At 64.1% G+C, this 17,349-nt stretch carries 16 protein-coding genes; 14 read left to right on the top strand and 2 right to left on the bottom strand.

The genetic code is table 11. The features are described from left to right. The first annotated feature begins 9 nt into the window (after positions 1-9). The 4 genes from odhB (at position 10) to AC1DSF_RS05050 (ending at position 4,645) form a co-directional block, all read left to right on the top strand. Complete coding sequence (odhB, locus tag AC1DSF_RS05065; protein WP_478123769.1) at positions 10-1,284, top strand: 2-oxoglutarate dehydrogenase complex dihydrolipoyllysine-residue succinyltransferase; 1,275 nt, start codon at positions 10-12, stop codon at positions 1,282-1,284. A gap of 143 nt (positions 1,285-1,427) precedes the next feature. Further along, complete coding sequence (gene lpdA / locus AC1DSF_RS05060) at positions 1,428-2,855, top strand: dihydrolipoyl dehydrogenase (protein WP_478123768.1); 1,428 nt, start codon at positions 1,428-1,430, stop codon at positions 2,853-2,855. Between the two features lie 3 nt (positions 2,856-2,858). Next, entirely contained in the window at positions 2,859-3,959 is a 1,101-nt protein-coding gene (gene zapE / locus AC1DSF_RS05055) for a cell division protein ZapE (protein WP_478123767.1), read from the top strand. Beyond that, positions 3,956-4,645: a hypothetical protein gene (locus AC1DSF_RS05050; RefSeq protein ID WP_478123766.1), complete on the top strand. Its 690-nt coding sequence runs from the start codon at positions 3,956-3,958 to the stop codon at positions 4,643-4,645. The genes zapE and AC1DSF_RS05050 overlap by 4 nt, the downstream gene beginning before the upstream one ends. Positions 4,646-4,679: 34 nt before the next feature. On the opposite strand, the gene AC1DSF_RS05045 is transcribed toward AC1DSF_RS05050, so the two are convergent. Next, on the bottom strand, positions 4,680-5,450 hold the full coding sequence (locus AC1DSF_RS05045) for a PP2C family protein-serine/threonine phosphatase (RefSeq protein WP_478123765.1): 771 nt from the start codon (positions 5,448-5,450) through the stop codon (positions 4,680-4,682). 125 nt (positions 5,451-5,575) lie between these two features. On the opposite strand from AC1DSF_RS05045, the gene AC1DSF_RS05040 reads away from it, so the two are divergent. Beyond that, on the top strand, positions 5,576-5,779 hold the full coding sequence (locus tag AC1DSF_RS05040) for a DUF465 domain-containing protein (RefSeq protein WP_478123764.1): 204 nt from the start codon (positions 5,576-5,578) through the stop codon (positions 5,777-5,779). After that, a complete protein-coding gene (locus AC1DSF_RS05035; RefSeq protein ID WP_478182424.1) occupies positions 5,779-7,791 on the top strand; it encodes an ATP-dependent DNA helicase in 2,013 nt (670 codons plus the stop codon). The genes AC1DSF_RS05040 and AC1DSF_RS05035 overlap by 1 nt, the downstream gene beginning before the upstream one ends. Before the next feature lie 196 nt (positions 7,792-7,987). Here AC1DSF_RS05035 and AC1DSF_RS05030 read toward each other — a convergent pair whose 3' ends face one another. Further along, positions 7,988-8,797 (bottom strand): outer membrane protein assembly factor BamD, encoded by an 810-nt coding sequence (locus AC1DSF_RS05030; protein WP_478123762.1) that lies wholly within the window; start codon positions 8,795-8,797, stop codon positions 7,988-7,990. A gap of 14 nt (positions 8,798-8,811) precedes the next feature. Between AC1DSF_RS05030 and AC1DSF_RS05025 the strand changes: the two genes are divergently transcribed. From AC1DSF_RS05025 to ispG, 8 genes are all read left to right on the top strand, one after another. Then, on the top strand, positions 8,812-9,837 hold the full coding sequence (locus AC1DSF_RS05025; RefSeq protein ID WP_478123761.1) for an RluA family pseudouridine synthase: 1,026 nt from the start codon (positions 8,812-8,814) through the stop codon (positions 9,835-9,837). Between the two features lie 127 nt (positions 9,838-9,964). After that, positions 9,965-10,807 carry an SMC-Scp complex subunit ScpB gene (gene scpB, locus AC1DSF_RS05020; RefSeq protein ID WP_478123760.1) on the top strand — a complete coding sequence of 281 codons (843 nt, stop codon included), beginning with the start codon at positions 9,965-9,967 and terminating at the stop codon, positions 10,805-10,807. Continuing rightward, positions 10,804-12,555, top strand: coding sequence for a pseudouridine synthase (locus tag AC1DSF_RS05015; RefSeq protein ID WP_478123759.1), 1,752 nt, complete (start codon positions 10,804-10,806; stop codon positions 12,553-12,555). The genes scpB and AC1DSF_RS05015 overlap by 4 nt, the downstream gene beginning before the upstream one ends. 149 nt (positions 12,556-12,704) lie before the next feature. Next, positions 12,705-13,130: a nucleoside-diphosphate kinase gene (gene ndk / locus AC1DSF_RS05010; protein WP_286568383.1), complete on the top strand. Its 426-nt coding sequence runs from the start codon at positions 12,705-12,707 to the stop codon at positions 13,128-13,130. A gap of 23 nt (positions 13,131-13,153) precedes the next feature. Then, complete coding sequence (rlmN, locus tag AC1DSF_RS05005) at positions 13,154-14,302, top strand: dual-specificity RNA methyltransferase RlmN (RefSeq protein ID WP_478123758.1); 1,149 nt, start codon at positions 13,154-13,156, stop codon at positions 14,300-14,302. 4 nt (positions 14,303-14,306) lie between these two features. After that, positions 14,307-15,143, top strand: a complete 837-nt coding sequence (pilW, locus tag AC1DSF_RS05000; RefSeq protein ID WP_478123757.1) for a type IV pilus biogenesis/stability protein PilW — start codon at positions 14,307-14,309, stop codon at positions 15,141-15,143. After that, the gene (locus AC1DSF_RS04995) at positions 15,136-16,038 is read left to right on the top strand and encodes a helix-turn-helix domain-containing protein (RefSeq protein WP_478123756.1); all 903 of its coding nucleotides are present in this window, start codon (positions 15,136-15,138) and stop codon (positions 16,036-16,038) included. Before pilW ends, AC1DSF_RS04995 begins: the two co-directional genes overlap by 8 nt. Positions 16,039-16,048: 10 nt before the next feature. Next, on the top strand, positions 16,049-17,341 hold the full coding sequence (gene ispG, locus AC1DSF_RS04990; protein WP_478144436.1) for a flavodoxin-dependent (E)-4-hydroxy-3-methylbut-2-enyl-diphosphate synthase: 1,293 nt from the start codon (positions 16,049-16,051) through the stop codon (positions 17,339-17,341). Positions 17,342-17,349 lie beyond the last annotated feature (8 nt).

The following is a 17,349-nucleotide window of genomic DNA, read 5'->3' as shown; positions in this document are numbered from 1 at the left end:
TACATAAAAATGTCCATCGTTGAAGTCAAAGTCCCCCAACTGTCCGAGTCCGTGGCCGAGGCCACCATGTTGCAGTGGAAGAAGAAGGCCGGTGAGGCCGTCGCCGTCGATGAAATCCTGATCGAGATCGAAACCGACAAGGTCGTGCTGGAAGTGCCCGCACCTTCGGCGGGCGTGCTGGCCGAAATCGTCGTGGGAGACGGCGCCACCGTCGTGGCCGATCAGTTGATCGCCAAGATCGACACCGAAGGCAAGGCTGGTGCTGCTGCGCCTGCGCCGGCTGCCGCTCCGGCGGCGGCTCCCGCGGCGGCTGCAGCCCCGGCCGCTGCTGCGGCAGCGACCGGCACCTCGAAGTCCGACGTCGCCATGCCCGCTGCAGCCAAGCTCCTGGCGGACAACAAGCTGAGCACCGGCGACGTGACCGGCACCGGCAAGGACGGGCGCGTGACCAAGGGCGACGTGCTCGGCGCAGTCGCTGGCGGCGCGACCGCCAAGGTGGCGGCGCCCGTGCCTGTCTCCACTGGCGCACCGAAGACGGCGTTGCCGCAAGTCGCAATGCCGGCCGGCCTGTCGAATCTTGGCGACCGCCCTGAACAGCGCGTGCCGATGAGCCGCCTGCGTGCACGCATTGCCGAACGCCTGCTGCAGTCGCAATCGACCAACGCCATCCTGACCACCTTCAACGAAGTGAACATGGCGCCCGTGATGGAAATGCGCAAGCGCTTCCAGGAAAAGTTCGAAAAGGAGCACGGCGTCAAGATCGGCTTCATGAGCTTCTTCGTGAAGGCCGCGGTGCACGCGCTCAAGAAGTACCCGGTGATCAACGCATCAGTGGACGGCACCGACATCGTCTACCACGGCTACTTCGACATCGGTATTGCCGTGGGCTCGCCCCGCGGACTGGTGGTGCCGATCTTGCGCAATGCCGATCAGATGAGTTTTGCCGACATCGAGAAGAAGATCGCCGAATACGGCGCCAAGGCGCGCGACGGCAAGCTGGGCATCGAAGAGATGACCGGCGGGACCTTCTCCATCTCCAACGGCGGCGTGTTCGGTTCGATGCTGTCGACCCCCATCATCAACCCGCCGCAATCTGCGATTCTGGGCGTGCACGCCACCAAGGACCGCGCGGTCGTGGAAAACGGTCAGATCGTTGTTCGCCCGATGAACTACCTCGCGATGAGCTACGACCACCGCATCATCGACGGCCGCGAAGCGGTGCTTGGCCTGGTAGCCATGAAGGAAGCGCTGGAAGACCCGGCGCGCCTCCTGTTCGATATCTAGCTCGCCCCCAGGCTGCGCGCACTTCGTGTCGCTTCGCCTTCCCCCTGCCGGGGGCAACACCGGCGGCCCGGCAAAGCCGGTTCCGCGGTGTTCGCGGATGAGATGCGAAGGCCGCGCGCTTCAAAAATGAAACGGAATAATCAATGAGCAAACAATTTGACGTCATCGTCATCGGTGGCGGCCCCGGCGGCTACATTGCCGCCATCCGAGCGGCGCAGCTTGGCTTCAACGTGGCCTGCATCGACGAATGGAAAAACGCCAAGGGCGGTCCGGCATTGGGCGGCACCTGCACCAATATCGGCTGCATTCCCTCGAAGGCGCTGCTGCAATCGTCCGAGCACTACGAGCATGCCGGGCACAGCTTTGCCGACCACGGCATCAAGGTCGAAGGCCTCGGTCTCGACCTGGCGAAGATGCTGTCGCGCAAGGACACGGTCGTGAAGCAGAACAACGACGGCATCGTGTATCTGTTCAAGAAGAACAAGGTCGCGTTCTTCCACGGCCGCGGCTCGTTCTCCAAGGCTGCGGACGGCGGCTACGAGATCAAGGTCGCGGGCGCTGCCGAAGAGAGCATCGTCGGCAAGCACATCATCGTGGCGACCGGCTCGAATGCCCGTCCGTTGCCGGGCGCGCCTTTCGACGAGGAACTGGTCCTTTCGAACGACGGCGCATTGCGTATCGGCGGCGTGCCCAAGAAGCTCGCGCTGATCGGCTCCGGCGTGATCGGCCTTGAAATGGGGTCGGTGTGGCGCCGCCTCGGTGCCGAAGTCACTGTGCTTGAAGCATTGCCGACCTTCCTCGGCGCCGTCGACGAGCAGATAGCCAAGGAAGCCAAGAAGGCTTTCGACAAGCAGGGCTTGAAGATCCAGCTCGGCGTCAATGTCGGCGAAGTCAAGCCAGGCAAGAACGGCGTCAGCATTGCCTACACCGACGCCAAGGGCGAAGCGCAGACGCTCGAAGTGGACAAGCTGATCGTCTCGATCGGGCGCGTGCCGAACACCAACGGCCTGAACGCCGAAGCCGTGGGCCTGAATCTCGACGAGCGCGGCGCGATCGTGGTGGACGACGACTGCAAGACCAGTCTTCCCAATGTCTGGGCCATCGGCGACGTGGTGCGCGGCCCGATGCTCGCGCACAAGGCCGAGGAAGAGGGCGTTGCCGTGGCCGAGCGCATCGCCGGCCAGCATGGGCACGTCAACTTCAACACGATCCCGTGGGTGATCTACACCTCGCCCGAAATCGCCTGGGTCGGCGAGACCGAACAACAGCTCAAGGCGAGCGGCCGTGCCTACAAGGCCGGCACCTTCCCCTTCCTGGCGAACGGGCGCGCCCGTGCGCTGGGCGATACGACCGGAATGGTCAAATTCCTGGCGGACGCGGCGACGGACGAGATCCTCGGCGTCCACATGGTGGGCCCGATGGTGAGCGAATTGATCTCCGAAGCCGTGGTTGCCATGGAATTCAAGGCCAGCGCCGAAGACATCGCCCGCATCTGCCATGCGCACCCGTCGCTGTCGGAGGCGACCAAGGAAGCGGCTCTGGCCGTCGACAAGCGCACGCTGAACTTCTGACCAGTGGGAGTCGTCAGGCAGGCCTATGACGCGGAGTTGGCCTCCCGGGGTTTCGCGAGCGACCCCGCGCAGCTCCGCGCCATCGATGCGCTCGATCGCTGCGCGAGCGAATGGGCGGACTTCAAGGCCCAGCGCTCGAACGCGTTCAAGAAGCTGATCAATCGGCCAGAAATCCCGCGCGGGGTCTACATGTATGGCGGCGTCGGACGCGGCAAGAGCTTCCTGATGGATTGCTTCTTCAACGCCGTGCCGCTGCGCCGAAAGACACGCCTGCACTTTCACGAGTTCATGCGCGAGGTGCATCGCGAGTTGGCCGAACTGCAGGGCACCGTCAATCCGCTGGATGAACTCGGACTGCGCATCTCCAAGCGATATCGGTTGATCTGCTTCGACGAGTTTCACGTCGCGGACATCACCGACGCCATGATCCTGCACCGGCTCCTGGTGGCGCTGTTCGAAAACGGCGTGGGCTTCGTCACGACGTCGAACTTCAAGCCCGACGACCTGTATCCCGGCGGTCTGCACCGAGATCGCATCCTGCCGGCCATTGCCTTGCTGAACGAGCGGCTCGAAGTCATCAGCGTCGACAACGGCACGGACTACCGGCGCCGCACGCTGGAGCAGGTCCGCCTGTATCTCACGCCCAACGGCGCCGCCGCCGACAAGGAGATGCGCAAGGCTTTCGAGCGCTTGGCCGAAAGTGCCGACGAGAATCCGGTGCTGCACATCGAGTCGCGAGAAATCCATGCGCTTCGCAAAGCCGGCGGAGTCGTCTGGTTCGATTTCAAGACGCTGTGCGGCGGACCGAGATCGCAGAACGACTACCTCGAGATTGCCAGCCAGTTCCACACGGTGCTGCTGTCCGACGTGCCCTACATGCCGGTGCGCATGGCCTCGGAAGCACGCCGTTTCACCTGGTTGGTCGACGTGTTTTACGATCGACGCGTGAAGCTGATCATGTCCGCCGAAGTCCCCCCCGAGGCGTTGTATACCGAAGGCCCGCTGGCCCATGAATTTCCGCGCACGGTTTCCCGGCTCAACGAGATGCAATCGGCGGAATTCCTGGCGCTCGATCGCCGCGTCGTGGACACACGCCTGACATGAAGAACACTGTCGCCGCCATGTTGCTCGGATTGGCTGTCTTGCCGCTCTGGGCGCAGACATCCGCCACAACCGCCAACGCCGACCTCGACGCCGAACGCGCACGCCTCAGTGACGAGCGAAAGGCCGTGGAGACCCGATTCGCGGCGGAACAGGCCGCTTGCTACAAGAAGTTCGCGGTCGAAGGTTGCCTTCAGGACAGTCGCCGCCGTCGCCGTGCCGATACTGAAGACATCAAGCGGCAGGAAATGGCGATCAACGACTTCGAGCGCAAGCGCCGCGGCGCGGCCGAACTCGACAAGCTCGAGCAGCAAAAGTCGCCTCAGCAAGCGAAGGACGCGGACGCGAAGCGCGAGCAATCGCTGGAGTCGCAAAAGGGACGCGAGCAACGTGCCGCAGAGCATTCCGAGAGCCGCGCCCAGACGGCCGCTGGCGAAGCGGAGCAGAAGCGGCAGTTCGAGAACAAGCAGCGCGCCCATGCCGAGGAGCAGGCCAAGGCGGCAAATCGGAGGGCTCAGGCTCCGGCCGAGCGAGCCGACTACGAGGCCAAGTTGAAGAAGGCCGAAGAGCATCGCGCCGACCTGGAGCGGCAGAACGCAGCAAAGACCAAGCCGAGATCGGCGCCGTTGCCGGCACCCGGCGCGGCGGCACCAGCGCCTGCTGCCCCTGGCACTCCGACTAGGCCTTGAGGCGAGGCGCCGCGGAGCCTTGGCGCTTCAATGCTCAGGCTTCGACCGGAAGCGGCTCGAGTTTCAGCACGACGATGGAGATGTTGTCCCCCGTTCCTCGTGCACGGCGGCGCGCTTCGGCCACCAGCAATTCGACAGCGGCCCGCGGAGGCTGATCGGACAGCAGTGCACCCATCTCTTCGGGGGTGAAGTAGTGCCAAAGGCCGTCGCTGCACGCCATCAGCACGTCGCCGGTCACCATGCGCGGGATGAAGTGGATATCGACCGGCGGCGGCGTCGACTTCATGCCGAGGCACCCTAGGAGGATGTTGCTCTGCGGGTGCAGATTCGCTTCTTCATCGTTGATCTCGCCGCGGTCGACCAGCACCTGCACATACGAATGGTCCTTGGTGCGCTTGACCAGCCGACCTTTGTGAAAGTGATAGATGCGCGAATCGCCGGCATGGACCCACGCGCAGTCGCCTTCGGGATTCATGAGGAAAGCCGCCAGCGTGCTGTGCGGTTCCTGTTCGCTCGACACTGCGGTGAGCTTGATCACCGTGTGGGCGTCGTCGAGTATTTGCCGCAACACGGCGACAGGTTCGTCCCGGCCCGGCTTGTAGCGTCCAAAGAGCTGGCGCGCCGTCATCAGGACCTGGTCGGAGGCCTTGCGCCCACCGCTGCGGCCGCCCATGCCGTCCGCGACGACGCCCAGCACGCAGCCGGACACCCGCGGATGGGTCATGATGAGGACTTGGTCTTGCTGGTAGGGGCGATCGCCTTGGTGGAGGCCGGTAGCGGCGGCGAGTCGAAAGCTTCGGGTCATGTGGGCGCTGAGGCGCCGACGGCGCGATCTCTCATGTTTTCGTGCGAGCTGGACGAAGACGTATTATCGAGTGAACGCAAGCGGCGGAAGAGCCGCGAAAATGCGCCGTTTGTGAATTGCGCACGTTGGACTCCAATCTTCACTCTATTTCGCGACAGTTGATCGAGCTTCGGATCGAACACGCCGACCTCGACGCCTCTATCGACAGGCTTGGGGATGCAGTTCCGCGCGACGAACTGCTGTTGCGACGCCTCAAAAAGCGGCGACTGGGGCTGCGTGACGAGATCGCGCGCCTGGAACGCGCTCTAGATCCCCAAGAGCCAGCCTGATGTCCCTCGAGCAAGAAGTGCGCGAGGCCTTCGCGCAGGATGGCGTGCTCTCGCAGGCGGCCGAACAATTCCGCGAGCGCGAAGGGCAGACGCAAATGGCGCTCGCGGTTTCGCGGACCATCGAAGAAGGCGGCGTGCTCGTGGTCGAGGCGGGGACCGGCGTGGGCAAGACATTTTCATATCTCGTGCCTGCGCTGCTGAGCGGAGAGAGGGTGCTCTTGTCGACCGCCACCAAGACGCTCCAGGACCAATTGTTCGGCCGTGATCTGCCCCGGCTTGTTGCGTCGCTCGCGTTGCCGGTGCGCACCGCCTTGCTCAAGGGACGCGCAAGCTATTTATGTCTGCACCGGCTCGACCTCGCGCGCCATGACGCATCCATGCCTGAACGCGCCACCTTGCGCACCCTTGCGAAGATCGAACAGTGGTCCAAGTCGACTCGCACGGGTGACCTGGCTGAACTTCCGGGCCTGGATGAGCGCTCGCCATTGATTCCCCTGGTGACTTCCACGCGTGAAAACTGCTTGGGCGCGCAATGTCCCCAGTTCAAGCCGTGTCACGTGAATCTCGCGCGACGCGAGGCCATGGCGGCTGACGTCGTGGTCATCAATCACCACTTGTTTTTTGCCGATCTGGCCGTGCGCGAGTCGGGCATGGCGGAGTTGTTGCCAACCGTTCGGGTCGTGGTTTTCGATGAAGCCCATCAGTTGAACGAGACGGGCGTCCAGTTCCTGGGTGTGCAACTCGGTAGCGGACAGGCGCTCGATTTCGCCCGCGATTTACTGGCCGCAGGACTCCAGCATGCGCGCGGGCTGGTCGACTGGCAGCAAGTGGTGGCCGCGGTCGAGCATGGCTCGCGCGAGTTGAGGTTGTCCGTCGGCAAGCAATACCCGGGCACCAAGCTGCGCTGGTCCGCCGAATCGCCTGAAGGCGTCGGTGTGGACGCCTGGCAGGGCGCGCTCGATGCTTTGCAGCAAGCTTTCGAGGCGGCTGCGCGTGCGCTTGATACCGTGAGCGAGCTTTCCCCCGACTTCGTGCGTCTGCATGACCGCGCGCAGCAACTTTCCGAGCGCGCAAAACGCTTTGCCAAGGTTTGTCCCACAGGCTCCGTGCGATGGGTTGACGTCGGCTCGCAGTTGCGGCTGGTCGAATCCCCGCTGGACATTGCCGAGGCGGTGCGCACGCGCGTGCTCAAGACCGACGCGGCCAGCCCGGAGGACGATGGGCGTGCGTGGATATTCACATCCGCCACGCTCGGCGACGATCCCAGGCTGAAATGGTTCACCGAGCCTTGTGGCCTTGACGATGCCGAAGTCCTGCGTGTTCAAAGCCCGTTCGACTACGCACGCCAGGCGGCTCTTTACGTGCCGCGCGCTTTTCCCAAGCCCAACGACCCCGCTCATGGCCAACGCGTCGCTGGTCTTGCCGCTCGGGGTGCCATTCAACTGGGTGGCCGCACCTTGGTCCTGACGACGACCCTGCGCGCATTGCGCACCATCGGCGACGTGATCCGCCAGGAATTCGAGACCGTGGAGCCGGCGCTGCGACCTGAAGTGCTGGTGCAAGGCGAGCTGCCAAAGCGCACGTTGATGGATCGATTCCGAGAGGGCGCCACCGAGGGCCGAAGTGGTTGCGTGCTGGTCGCATCGGCGTCGTTCTGGGAAGGATTCGATGCCCCTGGCGATGCCCTGCAGCTCGTCGTCATCGACAAATTGCCCTTCCCGCCGCCCAACGATCCATTGGTAGAGGCCCGTTCCCAACGCCTTGAATCTCAGGGACGAAGCGCCTTCAGCGACTATTCGCTACCCGAAGCAGCCGTCGCCCTCAAGCAGGGCGCCGGCCGCCTGATTCGTCGGGAGACAGACATGGGCGTCCTCGCCATCTGCGACACACGACTCATCGCCATGGGCTACGGCCGTCGTCTGCTGGCTGCGCTCCCGCCCATGCGAAGAATCGAAACCGAAGAAGATTTCGACACCGCCGTAGCCAACCTGGCAAGCAGCCGACAAGTTTGATCCACCACCGCCGTCCCGCCGCGAGGCGCCGTACCTTCCCCTCGGGGGGTGGAGTTACATGAAGCGAAGCGAAGTGAAAAGCCGGGGGGCCAATCCACCGGCCGCCGCCGGGCCGCCCCAAGGCGGCCGGGCCTCCCCCTTGGGGGGTGGAGTTACACGAAGCGATAGCGGAGTGAAAAGCCGGGGGGCTTACGAGCTACCAAAGCTTCCACCAAGGATCATCCTTGGAGCGGAAGCCGCGCGCCATGTATGTGCTCTGAGGGTAATTCTTGGTCAGCACGCGCTTCGCGTCGTCACGAAGATCGGTGAGCCCGAGCTTGTCGTAGGACATGACCATGATGTAGAGGGCTTCTTCGAGTGCGGGAGCGTCCCGGTAATCCGCCACCGCCGCTTGAGCGCGGTTGATGGCCGCGAGATAGGCGCCTCGTTCGTAGTAGTACCTCGCGACGTGCACTTCATACTGCGCGAGCGAATTCACGATGTAATTCATGCGCGCACGCGAATCCGGCGCATAGCGCGACTCAGGGAAGCGGGTCACCAGATCCTTGAAGGACGCGAACGATTCCTTGGCTGCCTTCTGGTCGCGTTCGGACAAGTCCTGGCGCGTCATGAAAGAGAAGAGGCCAAGGTCGTCGTTGAAGTTGATCACACCCTTGAGATACAGCGCGTAGTCGAACGCCGGACTCGCGGGGTGGAGCTTCATGAAGCGGTCGAGCGTTGCAACCGCCTGCACCTTGTCGCCAGCCTTGTACTGGGCATAGGCCTTGTCGACCTGGGCTTGCTGCGCCAGCGGCGTCCCGGCGGCGCGGCCTTCGAGCTTTTCGTAGAGCGGCACGGCCTTGTCGTACGCGCCGGAGTCGGCCTCATCCTTGGCTTCGGAGTAAATCTTGTTGGGACTCCAGTTCGCCGTCTTATCTTCCTTGGTGGATGAGCAGCCGGCCACCAGCCATACCGCTGCACACAAGGCCAGCCAACCAGGGACAACCGATAATTTGGCGCGAAACATCAAAGAAGGCTTTCGTGAAACAGTTGCCGTCAATTATATCGGCCGGCCCCTCGGGCAACCCCTCGGAGGCGGCCGAGCACGAGGAGGCCGGTGACCTGTCCGAAGCCAGCGAGATTCGCAATTTCCTGATCGGCGAAGCCCAGCACGGGCAGCGACTCGACCGTGCGCTCGCGGCGCTGGTGCCCGAGTTTTCACGCAGCTACCTGCAGCAATTGATCGAGGCCGGTGTCGTCGAACTCCAGGGACGGGTGATCACCAAGCCGTCCGCTTCCGTTCATGCCGGCGAATCGGGGCGCGTCGAACTGCGGCCAACGCCGCAAAGCCAGGCGTTTCGGCCTGAGGCCATTGATATCGAAGTCCTTTTCGAGGACGAGCACCTCCGGATCATCGACAAGCCGGCAGGATTGGTCGTTCATCCGGCTCCGGGAAATTGGAGCGGCACTTTGCTCAACGGGCTTCTGGCGCTCGATCCGAAAGCTGCATTGCTTCCGCGTGCCGGCATCGTCCACCGGCTCGACCGGGACACGAGCGGCTTGATGGTGGTCGCGCGCAGTAGGGCAGCCATGGACGCCCTGGTGGCGTTGATTGCCGCGCGCGAAGTGAAGCGCCAGTACCTTGCGCTCGCGCACCGGAGCTGGCAGGGCACCCGGGCACGGCACGTGGACAGCGCAATCGGCCGCGATCCGCGCAACCGCCTTCGAATGGCGGTCGTCGACCTGGAGCGGCATTCGGGCAAACCGGCGCGCACGCTGATCGAGTTGCTCGACACGAACGATATCGGCTGTGCAGTGCGGTGTACCCTGGAGACGGGGCGCACGCACCAGATTCGCGTGCACATGGCGTCCATAGGGCATCCCCTCGTCGGCGACGGGCTTTACGGCGGGGCCGATGCGGCCGGGTTGACGCGGCAGGCGCTTCATGCGTTCAGGCTCGGATTCGTGCACCCGATGACCGGCGAAGCGATGGAGTTTCTGTCGCCGCCGCCGCCGGATCTCGTGCACGGTCTGTCGGACTGGGGGCTGGATTACAATCGCGCCTGACGGTCCCGAGGGCCGCGCCGGCGACCTGATGCCGGCCTCGCGCTGCGAATGCCGCGTGCCTGCAGCGCCTTCTTCCATCCATCTGAACAAGCGTCCTCGAGGCGCCTTTTCCCGGATAACGCGAACCATGAATACGGCGGATGCCAAGCGCATTCTCGAAACCGCCTTGATCTGTTCGACCCAGCCGTTGCCGGTGCGCGAACTGCGCGTGCTGTTCGACGACGAACTGGGCGCCGACACGATCAAGTCGCTGTTGATCGAATTGCAGGAAGACTGGTCGCAGCGCGGCCTTGAACTCGTGAGTGTCGGCAGCGGCTGGCGCTTCCAGAGTCGCCCCGAAATGCGCGACCACCTTGACCGCATGCATCCCGAGAAGCCGCCGCGCTATACGCGAGCCGCCCTCGAGACGCTGGCGATCATTGCCTATCGCCAGCCCGTGACGCGCGGAGACATGGAAGACATCCGAGGCGTCACCATCAACTCCCAGATCCTGAAGCAACTCGAAGATCGCAACTGGATCGAAGTCATCGGCCACCGCGAGACTGTCGGGCGGCCGGGGCTCTACGCGACCACCCGGCAGTTTCTCGACGATCTCGGCCTCGCCTCTCTCGATCAGTTGCCGGTGATCGAATCTCCAGCACAGCAAGGCACGCTCATCGATGCCCTGCAGCAGGCGGCTCGCGGCGACGGCGACCAGCCGGCCTTGCCGATCGAAGAGCCCTTGGCCGATCCCGAGCCGGCCCCAACGGCGGAAGCCGAAGTTGCCGTTGTTGCCGATCCTGCAGAGCAGCCGCAGCCCGAGACCGTAGCCCGCGAAATCCGCGAGCTCGACGACACGTTCGTCAGCTTCGGCGAGGCCGCGCAGACAAGTGCCGAGCCCGAAACGTCCCCATCCTCCTCTCCCGTCGACGCAGAAGCAGCGCCCGATGAGGCCGACACCACCGCCGTCCCTTCCGGAACCCGACCATGAGCCCCAAGAATCCCGAAGACGCAGCCACTCTGCCGACCGAACCCGCTATCGAGGAGCGAGGGGATGTCGCGCCAAGCCAACCTGCGGAAGGAGCGGCCATCCCCACGACCGACGAAGCCGCCGAGGCCCCGCGCAAGCGGCGACCACGCCGGCGGAAACCGGTTGGCGAAACGCCCGTTGAAGCCGTATCCGACGAGGCTGTGACGTCCGGCGAGTTGCCGGTGCAGGTTGCCGAGGAGCGTCCGGCAGAGCAGGCCGAGGAAGCGAAGCCAGCGAGGCCAGCAAAGCAAGCAGAGAGGGAACTCCCTGCAGCAGCGGATGAATCCTCGTCTCATGACGAAGTGGAAGAGGATGAAGATTACGAGCCGGACGAGGAAGAGGACGATCTCGACCGCGCCCGCCGTGCTGCCGAGCGTGAGCAGCGGAATGCGCCACCCCCCGAACCCATCCGCTTTGCGGACGTGATTTCGGGCCAGTTCGACGCTGATGAGGAAAGCCCCGAGGTTCCGCCGCTCAAGCGAGTGCTCTTGCCGGAAGCCGATTCGCCGAAGCTGCACAAGGTGTTGGCGCAGGCCGGACTGGGTTCGCGTCTGGAAATGGAGCAACTCATTCTCCAGGGTCGCATTTCGGTCAATAACGAGCCGGCCCACATCGGTCAGCGTATTCAATATGGCGATCAGGTCAAGCTCAACGGCAAGCCGATTCGCTACCGCATCGCGCCACCCCCGGCGCGCGTGATCGCCTATCACAAGCCCGTGGGCGAAGTCGTCACCCACGACGATCCGCAAAACCGTCCGACAGTATTTCGCAAGCTGCCGCGCCTGCAGCAGGGCAAGTGGCAGTCCGTCGGCCGGTTGGATCTCAACACGGAAGGTTTGCTGCTTTTCACGAGCTCAGGCGAGTTGGCCAACCAGCTCATGCATCCCCGCTTCGGCCTCGAACGCGAATATGCCGTTCGGGTGCTCGGCGCGCTGAGCAGCGAAGAGAAGCAGCGCCTGCTCGACGGAGTTCGGCTCGACGACGGCATGGCGCAGTTCGGCACCATCGAAGAAGGTGGCGGCGAAGGCTCCAACTGCTGGTATCGGGTGACGATTTCCGAGGGGCGCAATCGTGAAGTGCGACGGCTTTTCGAGTCCGTCGGACATGCGGTCAGCCGCCTGATTCGTATCCGCTACGGCGCCATGGTGTTGCCGCGCGGTCTCAAGCGGGGCGCCTGGATGGAGCTCGACGAACGCGACATCCGAGCCTTGTTCCAGGCCGCCGGCGGCGCTGCGGAGCGGCCCGGACGCGCCAACGGAAACGGGAGCGGCAAGGGCCCCAGCCAGGACGGCGGCGGGCGCAACGGCCGCAATCGCAAGCGGCGCGGCAACCGCAACGGCGGCAGTCCACAGGGAAATGACCGCGACACGCCGATCCCGAATCCGCTGGCACATGGTCCTGGCGCGAGATCCGAGCGGGCTGACCGGGGAATGGGCGGAGGCAAGGGGCCACCGCAAGGACGTCGCAATCGCGGCGACCAGCAAGGGCAGGGGCAAGGCCAGCAGGGCCGGAATCGCCCAGGTGAGGATCGCCATCCCAGCGGTGCCAATCAGCCCGACCCGATGAAGACATCACTCGGCTATATCGGCGCCGACAGCTTTTCGCGCCAGCGCAAGGAGCAACGCCAGGGGCCGCGCCGTGGCGGTCCATCGGGCGGCGGCTTCGGCGGGCAGGGCGGCGGTGGCGGCGGTCGCCGTCGCGGTCGCTGATATTCGATTCGGCGGCAGTCTTTCGCTCGCTACTCGCGGGTTGATGCTGTCTCGCCGGCTAAAATCATGGGCTTTGTCAAGCGCCGCAATGTCAGCATTTCGGCACTGATGAATTCCATTCAAATTCAAGCACTCAGGAAAGCACTTCAATGGCCATCGAACGCACCCTCTCCATCATCAAGCCCGACGCCGTTGCAAAGAACGTCATCGGCAAGATCGTTTCCCGCTTCGAGGCCGCCGGCCTCAAGATCGTGGCCGCCAAGCTCGTGCACCTGTCGCGCAGCGAAGCTGAGCAGTTCTACGCTGTCCACAAGGAGCGCCCCTTCTTCAAGGACCTCGTCGAATTCATGATCTCGGGCCCGGTATTCGTTCAAGTGCTCGAAGGCGAAGACGCCATCGCCAAGAACCGCGACCTGATGGGTGCCACGGACCCCAAGAAGGCAGCCGCCGGCACCATTCGCGCCGACTTCGCCGACAGCATCGACGCCAACGCCGTGCATGGCTCGGACGCTCCTGAAACAGCCAAGAACGAAGTCGCCTTCTTCTTCGCCGGCCTCAACGTCTACGCGCGCTGAAGGTCGCCCCACGCCCCGACGCAATGACTACGGCCAATCTGCTCGACTTCGATCTGGAGGGGTTGGCCGCGTTTTGCGAACGGCTGGGTGAAAAGCGCTTCCGCGCGACGCAGCTGTTCCGTTGGATCCACCAACGGGGCGCCAGCGACTTCGCGCAAATGACCGACCTCGCCAAGACGCTGCGCGAGAAACTCGCGACCACCGCACGCGTCGAGGCGCTCCCGGTGATCACGCAGCATGAATCAACCGACGGGACCATCAAGTGGCTCTTCGATGTCGGCGACGGCAATGCGGTCGAGGCCGTGTTCATTCCCGAGGACGATCGGGGAACGCTGTGCGTTTCGTCGCAGGCTGGCTGCGCCGTAGGCTGTCGCTTTTGTTCGACGGGCCATCAGGGCTTCAGCCGCAACCTCACGACCGGCGAGATCGTTGCCCAATTGTGGTTTGCTGAGCATTTCCTGCGAAAGCATCTCGTGCGCGGCGAGCGAGTCATCTCGAATGTCGTGATGATGGGTATGGGCGAACCCCTGCAGAACTACTCTGCGCTGGTGCCGTCCTTGCGCACCATGCTCGACGACAACGGCTATGGCCTCTCGCGCCGGCGTGTCACGGTTTCGACTTCGGGCGTGGTGCCGATGATCGACCGCCTGGGGGCGGATTGTCCCGTTGCCCTCGCCGTATCGCTGCACGCGCCGAATGATCCGTTGCGCAATGACTTGGTGCCGCTCAACCGAAAGTACCCCATCGCCGAACTGCTGGACGCCTGCAAGCGCTATCTGGCGCATGCGCCGCGAGATTTCATTACCTTCGAATACTGCATGCTCGATGGCGTGAACGACCAGCCTGAGCATGCCCGTCAACTGATTGAGGTTGTGCGGTCGCAGGGCGTTTCATGCAAGTTCAACCTGATTCCTTTCAATCCTTTTCCCGCGTCCGGGTTGCTGCGTTCGCCGCAGCCCCGTGTGCTGACTTTCGCGAAGATCCTCAGCGAAGCCGGCATCGTGACCACGGTGCGGAAGACCCGTGGTGATGACATCGACGCCGCCTGCGGCCAACTGGCCGGCGACGTGAAGGACCGCACCCATGCCGCGGAGCGCATGGCGCAGCGGCGCACGGTCATCTTGCATCCGGCCCGGGCCGGAGCATCCAAATCCAAAGCCGAGGAGCAATGACCCGATGAGCAAGGCCTTTCCGACACTGCACGGACGAGCAATGCGAGCGCTCCTGGGCCTCGCCGCCGTCTTCGTGCTGGCATCCTGCGTAAGCACCAAGAACGCGAGCTTGCCATCGAATTCCACGGCCAATGCTGCAGCCATCGTGACGGAGTCCGACGAAACCAACGCCCGCAAGCGCGCCAAATTGCGCGTCGAACTCGCGATCGGGTATTACCAGCAAGGGCAGACGACGGTCGCTCTGGACGAAATCAAACAGGCGGTCGCGGCGGACCCCACCTTTGCCGACGCCTACAACCTCCGCGGCCTGATTTACATGCGGCTCGATGATCCGGCCGGCGCGGAGGACAGCTTCCGCCGTGCCATTGCCTTGGATCCGCGAGATCCGAACGTGCTTCACAACTACGGGTGGCTGCTTTGCCAGCAGAACCGCTATGCCGACGCCCAGCAGCAGTTCACGGCGGCCTTGTCCGTCCCGTCCTATACCGAACGCCCCAAGACGCTCATGACCCAGGGCCTGTGCCAGCTCAGGGCCGGCCAGAAGGCCGAAGCAGAGCGCAGCCTGACGCAGGCTTACGAACTCGAAGCCGGCAACCCTGTGGTTGCCTACAACCTGGCAGCACTTCTGGCGGGGCGCGGCGAATGGTCGAGGGCGCAGTTCTACATCCGACGCGTCAACAACAGTCCAGCGGCCAGCGCCGAGACGCTGTGGCTGGGCATCAAGATCGAACGCCAACTGAACAACCGCGAGGCGAGCACTCAGTTGGGCGGGCAATTGCAGCGTCGTTTCCCTGACTCCAAGGAAGCGTCGGCATACGACCGCGGGAATTTCAATGATTGAGCGTGCGAGCGAGTTCGGGGCATCCGCGGCGGTGCCCCTGGTGGGTGGCGACAGTACGCACATGACTGCCGGGGACATGCTGCGCGAAGCAAGGGAAGCGCACGGCCTGCATATCGACATGGTCGCCGCTGCCCTGAAGGTGTCGCCGCAAAAGCTGGTCGCGCTCGAAGCCGACGACATCGAGTCGTTGCCCGATCCGGTGTTCGCCCGTGCTCTTGCGGCCAGCGTCTGCCGGGCGTTGCGCATCGATCCCGCCCCGGTGCTGGCAAAGCTTCCAGGCGCACAACGCCCCGGGCTGGCCGACGCGGACCGCGTCATCAGCAAAAGCCTGCGTTCTTCGTCACCGCGTTCGGGTGGCGGTGCCGGGGGACTGCCGTCTCGCGCCTTGTTGACGGTGGTTGTATTGCTGTTGATTGGTGCCGCGGTTCTGTTCTGGCTTCCGCAGTCGCTTTTCGACGAACTCGGCGCATCGATTTCCCGCTGGACGACACGCGACACGGCGACCGAACAGGCCGCCGTGGCGCCCAAGGCGGAGCCCGCCGCGCCAGGCGCGGTGAACGAAGCCGCCCCCCCGCCGACGGCGATGGTCGTCCAACCTCCCGCCGAACCCGCGGTGGTGGAGGAGCCCGCTCCCGCGGCTGCCGTCCCGAGCAATGACCTGATCGTCTTCGTCGCGCGCGACGACACCTGGGTCAGCGTGACCGAAGCTGGCGGCAAGCAATTGCTACATCGCACGGTCAAGGCCGGCGAAACGGTCGGATTGAACGGCAAGTTGCCACTGACCGTGGTGGTGGGGCGCGCAGCCGGCCTGCAGGTTCAAGTGCGCGGCAAACCTTTCGACCTTGCGCCGCTCACGCGTTCCGGAGGTGTGGCACGCTTCGACGTCAAACCTTGAGCGACACATCATGACTGAAGCCCTCAGCACCATCGGCTGCCTGCCGATCGAACCCGCCGCGCCCAAGGCAAGGCGCTCCCGTCAAGCCAGCGTGACCTGGGGGGCTCGCACGGTCACCGTTGGCGGTGATGCGCCGGTGCGTGTCCAGTCGATGACGAACACCGACACGGTCGACGCGATCGGCACCGCCATCCAGGTCAAGGAACTGGCGCTCGCCGGCTCCGAGATGGTCCGGATCACCGTCAATACGCCCGAGGCCGCCGCGCAGGTGCCGTACATCCGTGAGCAGCTCGATCGCATGGGCGTCGATGTTCCGCTCATCGGCGACTTCCATTACAACGGCCACCGCTTGTTGACTGATTACCCGGCCTGCGCCGAAGCGCTCAGCAAGTACCGCATCAATCCCGGCAACGTCGGCAAGGGCGACAAGCACGACCGTCAGTTCGGCCAGATGATCGATGCGGCGATGCGGTGGAACAAGCCGGTTCGCATCGGCGTCAACTGGGGCAGTCTCGACCAGGAACTGCTCGCCAGCCTCATGGACATCAACAGCCAGCGCGCCGAGCCATGGGACGCGAAGCTGGTCATGTACGAAGCGCTCGTGACGTCTGCCATCGAATCCGCGCGGCTCGCCGAATCGATGGGGATGGACGGGCGCCAGATCATCCTCAGCTGCAAGGTCAGCGGCGTGCAGGACCTGATCTCGGTCTACCGCGAACTCGCGAAGCGATGCGACTATGCCTTGCACCTGGGCTTGACCGAAGCCGGCATGGGAACGAAAGGCACCGTCGCTTCGGCCACCGCGCTTTCAATCCTGCTGCAGGAAGGCATCGGCGACACCATCCGCGTTTCTCTCACGCCCCAGCCCGGTGAATCGCGTACCCAGGAAGTGGTCATCGCCAACGAGATCCTGCAGGCACTGGGGCTGCGGGTTTTCGTCCCGAGCGTCACAGCGTGCCCAGGCTGCGGCCGAACCACCAGCACCACGTTCCAGGAACTCGCCAAGCAAATCGACGACTATCTGCGCATGCAGATGCCGGTGTGGCGCACGAAGTATCCCGGCGTCGAGACCATGAAGGTCGCGGTGATGGGATGCATCGTCAATGGCCCAGGCGAAAGCAAGCATGCCGACATCGGCATCAGTCTGCCCGGCACCGGCGAAGCCCCTGCTGCCCCCGTCTTCATCGACGGCGAAAAGGCGCTCACGCTGCGCGGCGACAACATCGCCAACGAGTTCCATCAACTGGTCGAAAAATACATTGAAAAGCGTTTTGGCAGCGCCGATGCTGCGCAACTCGCCTGATCTCATCC

It is taken from the genome of Variovorax sp. 01N429 (assembly GCF_056399425.1).
This window is presented reverse-complemented; position numbering and strand designations above follow the sequence as displayed.

What these genes read in the sequence shown, in the direction of transcription:
- AC1DSF_RS04995 (WP_478123756.1), top strand. Translation starts at nt 15,136, where the DNA reads ATGATTGAGCGTGCGAGCGAGTTCGGGGCATCCGCGGCGGTGCCCCTG.
- AC1DSF_RS05035 (WP_478182424.1), top strand. Translation starts at nt 5,779, where the DNA reads ATGTCCCTCGAGCAAGAAGTGCGCGAGGCCTTCGCGCAGGATGGCGTG.
- AC1DSF_RS05015 (WP_478123759.1), top strand. Translation starts at nt 10,804, where the DNA reads ATGAGCCCCAAGAATCCCGAAGACGCAGCCACTCTGCCGACCGAACCC.
- rlmN (WP_478123758.1), top strand. Translation starts at nt 13,154, where the DNA reads ATGACTACGGCCAATCTGCTCGACTTCGATCTGGAGGGGTTGGCCGCG.
- odhB (WP_478123769.1), top strand. Translation starts at nt 10, where the DNA reads ATGTCCATCGTTGAAGTCAAAGTCCCCCAACTGTCCGAGTCCGTGGCC.
- AC1DSF_RS05030 (WP_478123762.1), bottom strand. Translation starts at nt 8,797, where the DNA reads ATGTTTCGCGCCAAATTATCGGTTGTCCCTGGTTGGCTGGCCTTGTGT.
- ispG (WP_478144436.1), top strand. Translation starts at nt 16,049, where the DNA reads ATGACTGAAGCCCTCAGCACCATCGGCTGCCTGCCGATCGAACCCGCC.
- scpB (WP_478123760.1), top strand. Translation starts at nt 9,965, where the DNA reads ATGAATACGGCGGATGCCAAGCGCATTCTCGAAACCGCCTTGATCTGT.
- ndk (WP_286568383.1), top strand. Translation starts at nt 12,705, where the DNA reads ATGGCCATCGAACGCACCCTCTCCATCATCAAGCCCGACGCCGTTGCA.
- AC1DSF_RS05045 (WP_478123765.1), bottom strand. Translation starts at nt 5,450, where the DNA reads ATGACCCGAAGCTTTCGACTCGCCGCCGCTACCGGCCTCCACCAAGGC.
- pilW (WP_478123757.1), top strand. Translation starts at nt 14,307, where the DNA reads ATGAGCAAGGCCTTTCCGACACTGCACGGACGAGCAATGCGAGCGCTC.
- lpdA (WP_478123768.1), top strand. Translation starts at nt 1,428, where the DNA reads ATGAGCAAACAATTTGACGTCATCGTCATCGGTGGCGGCCCCGGCGGC.
- AC1DSF_RS05050 (WP_478123766.1), top strand. Translation starts at nt 3,956, where the DNA reads ATGAAGAACACTGTCGCCGCCATGTTGCTCGGATTGGCTGTCTTGCCG.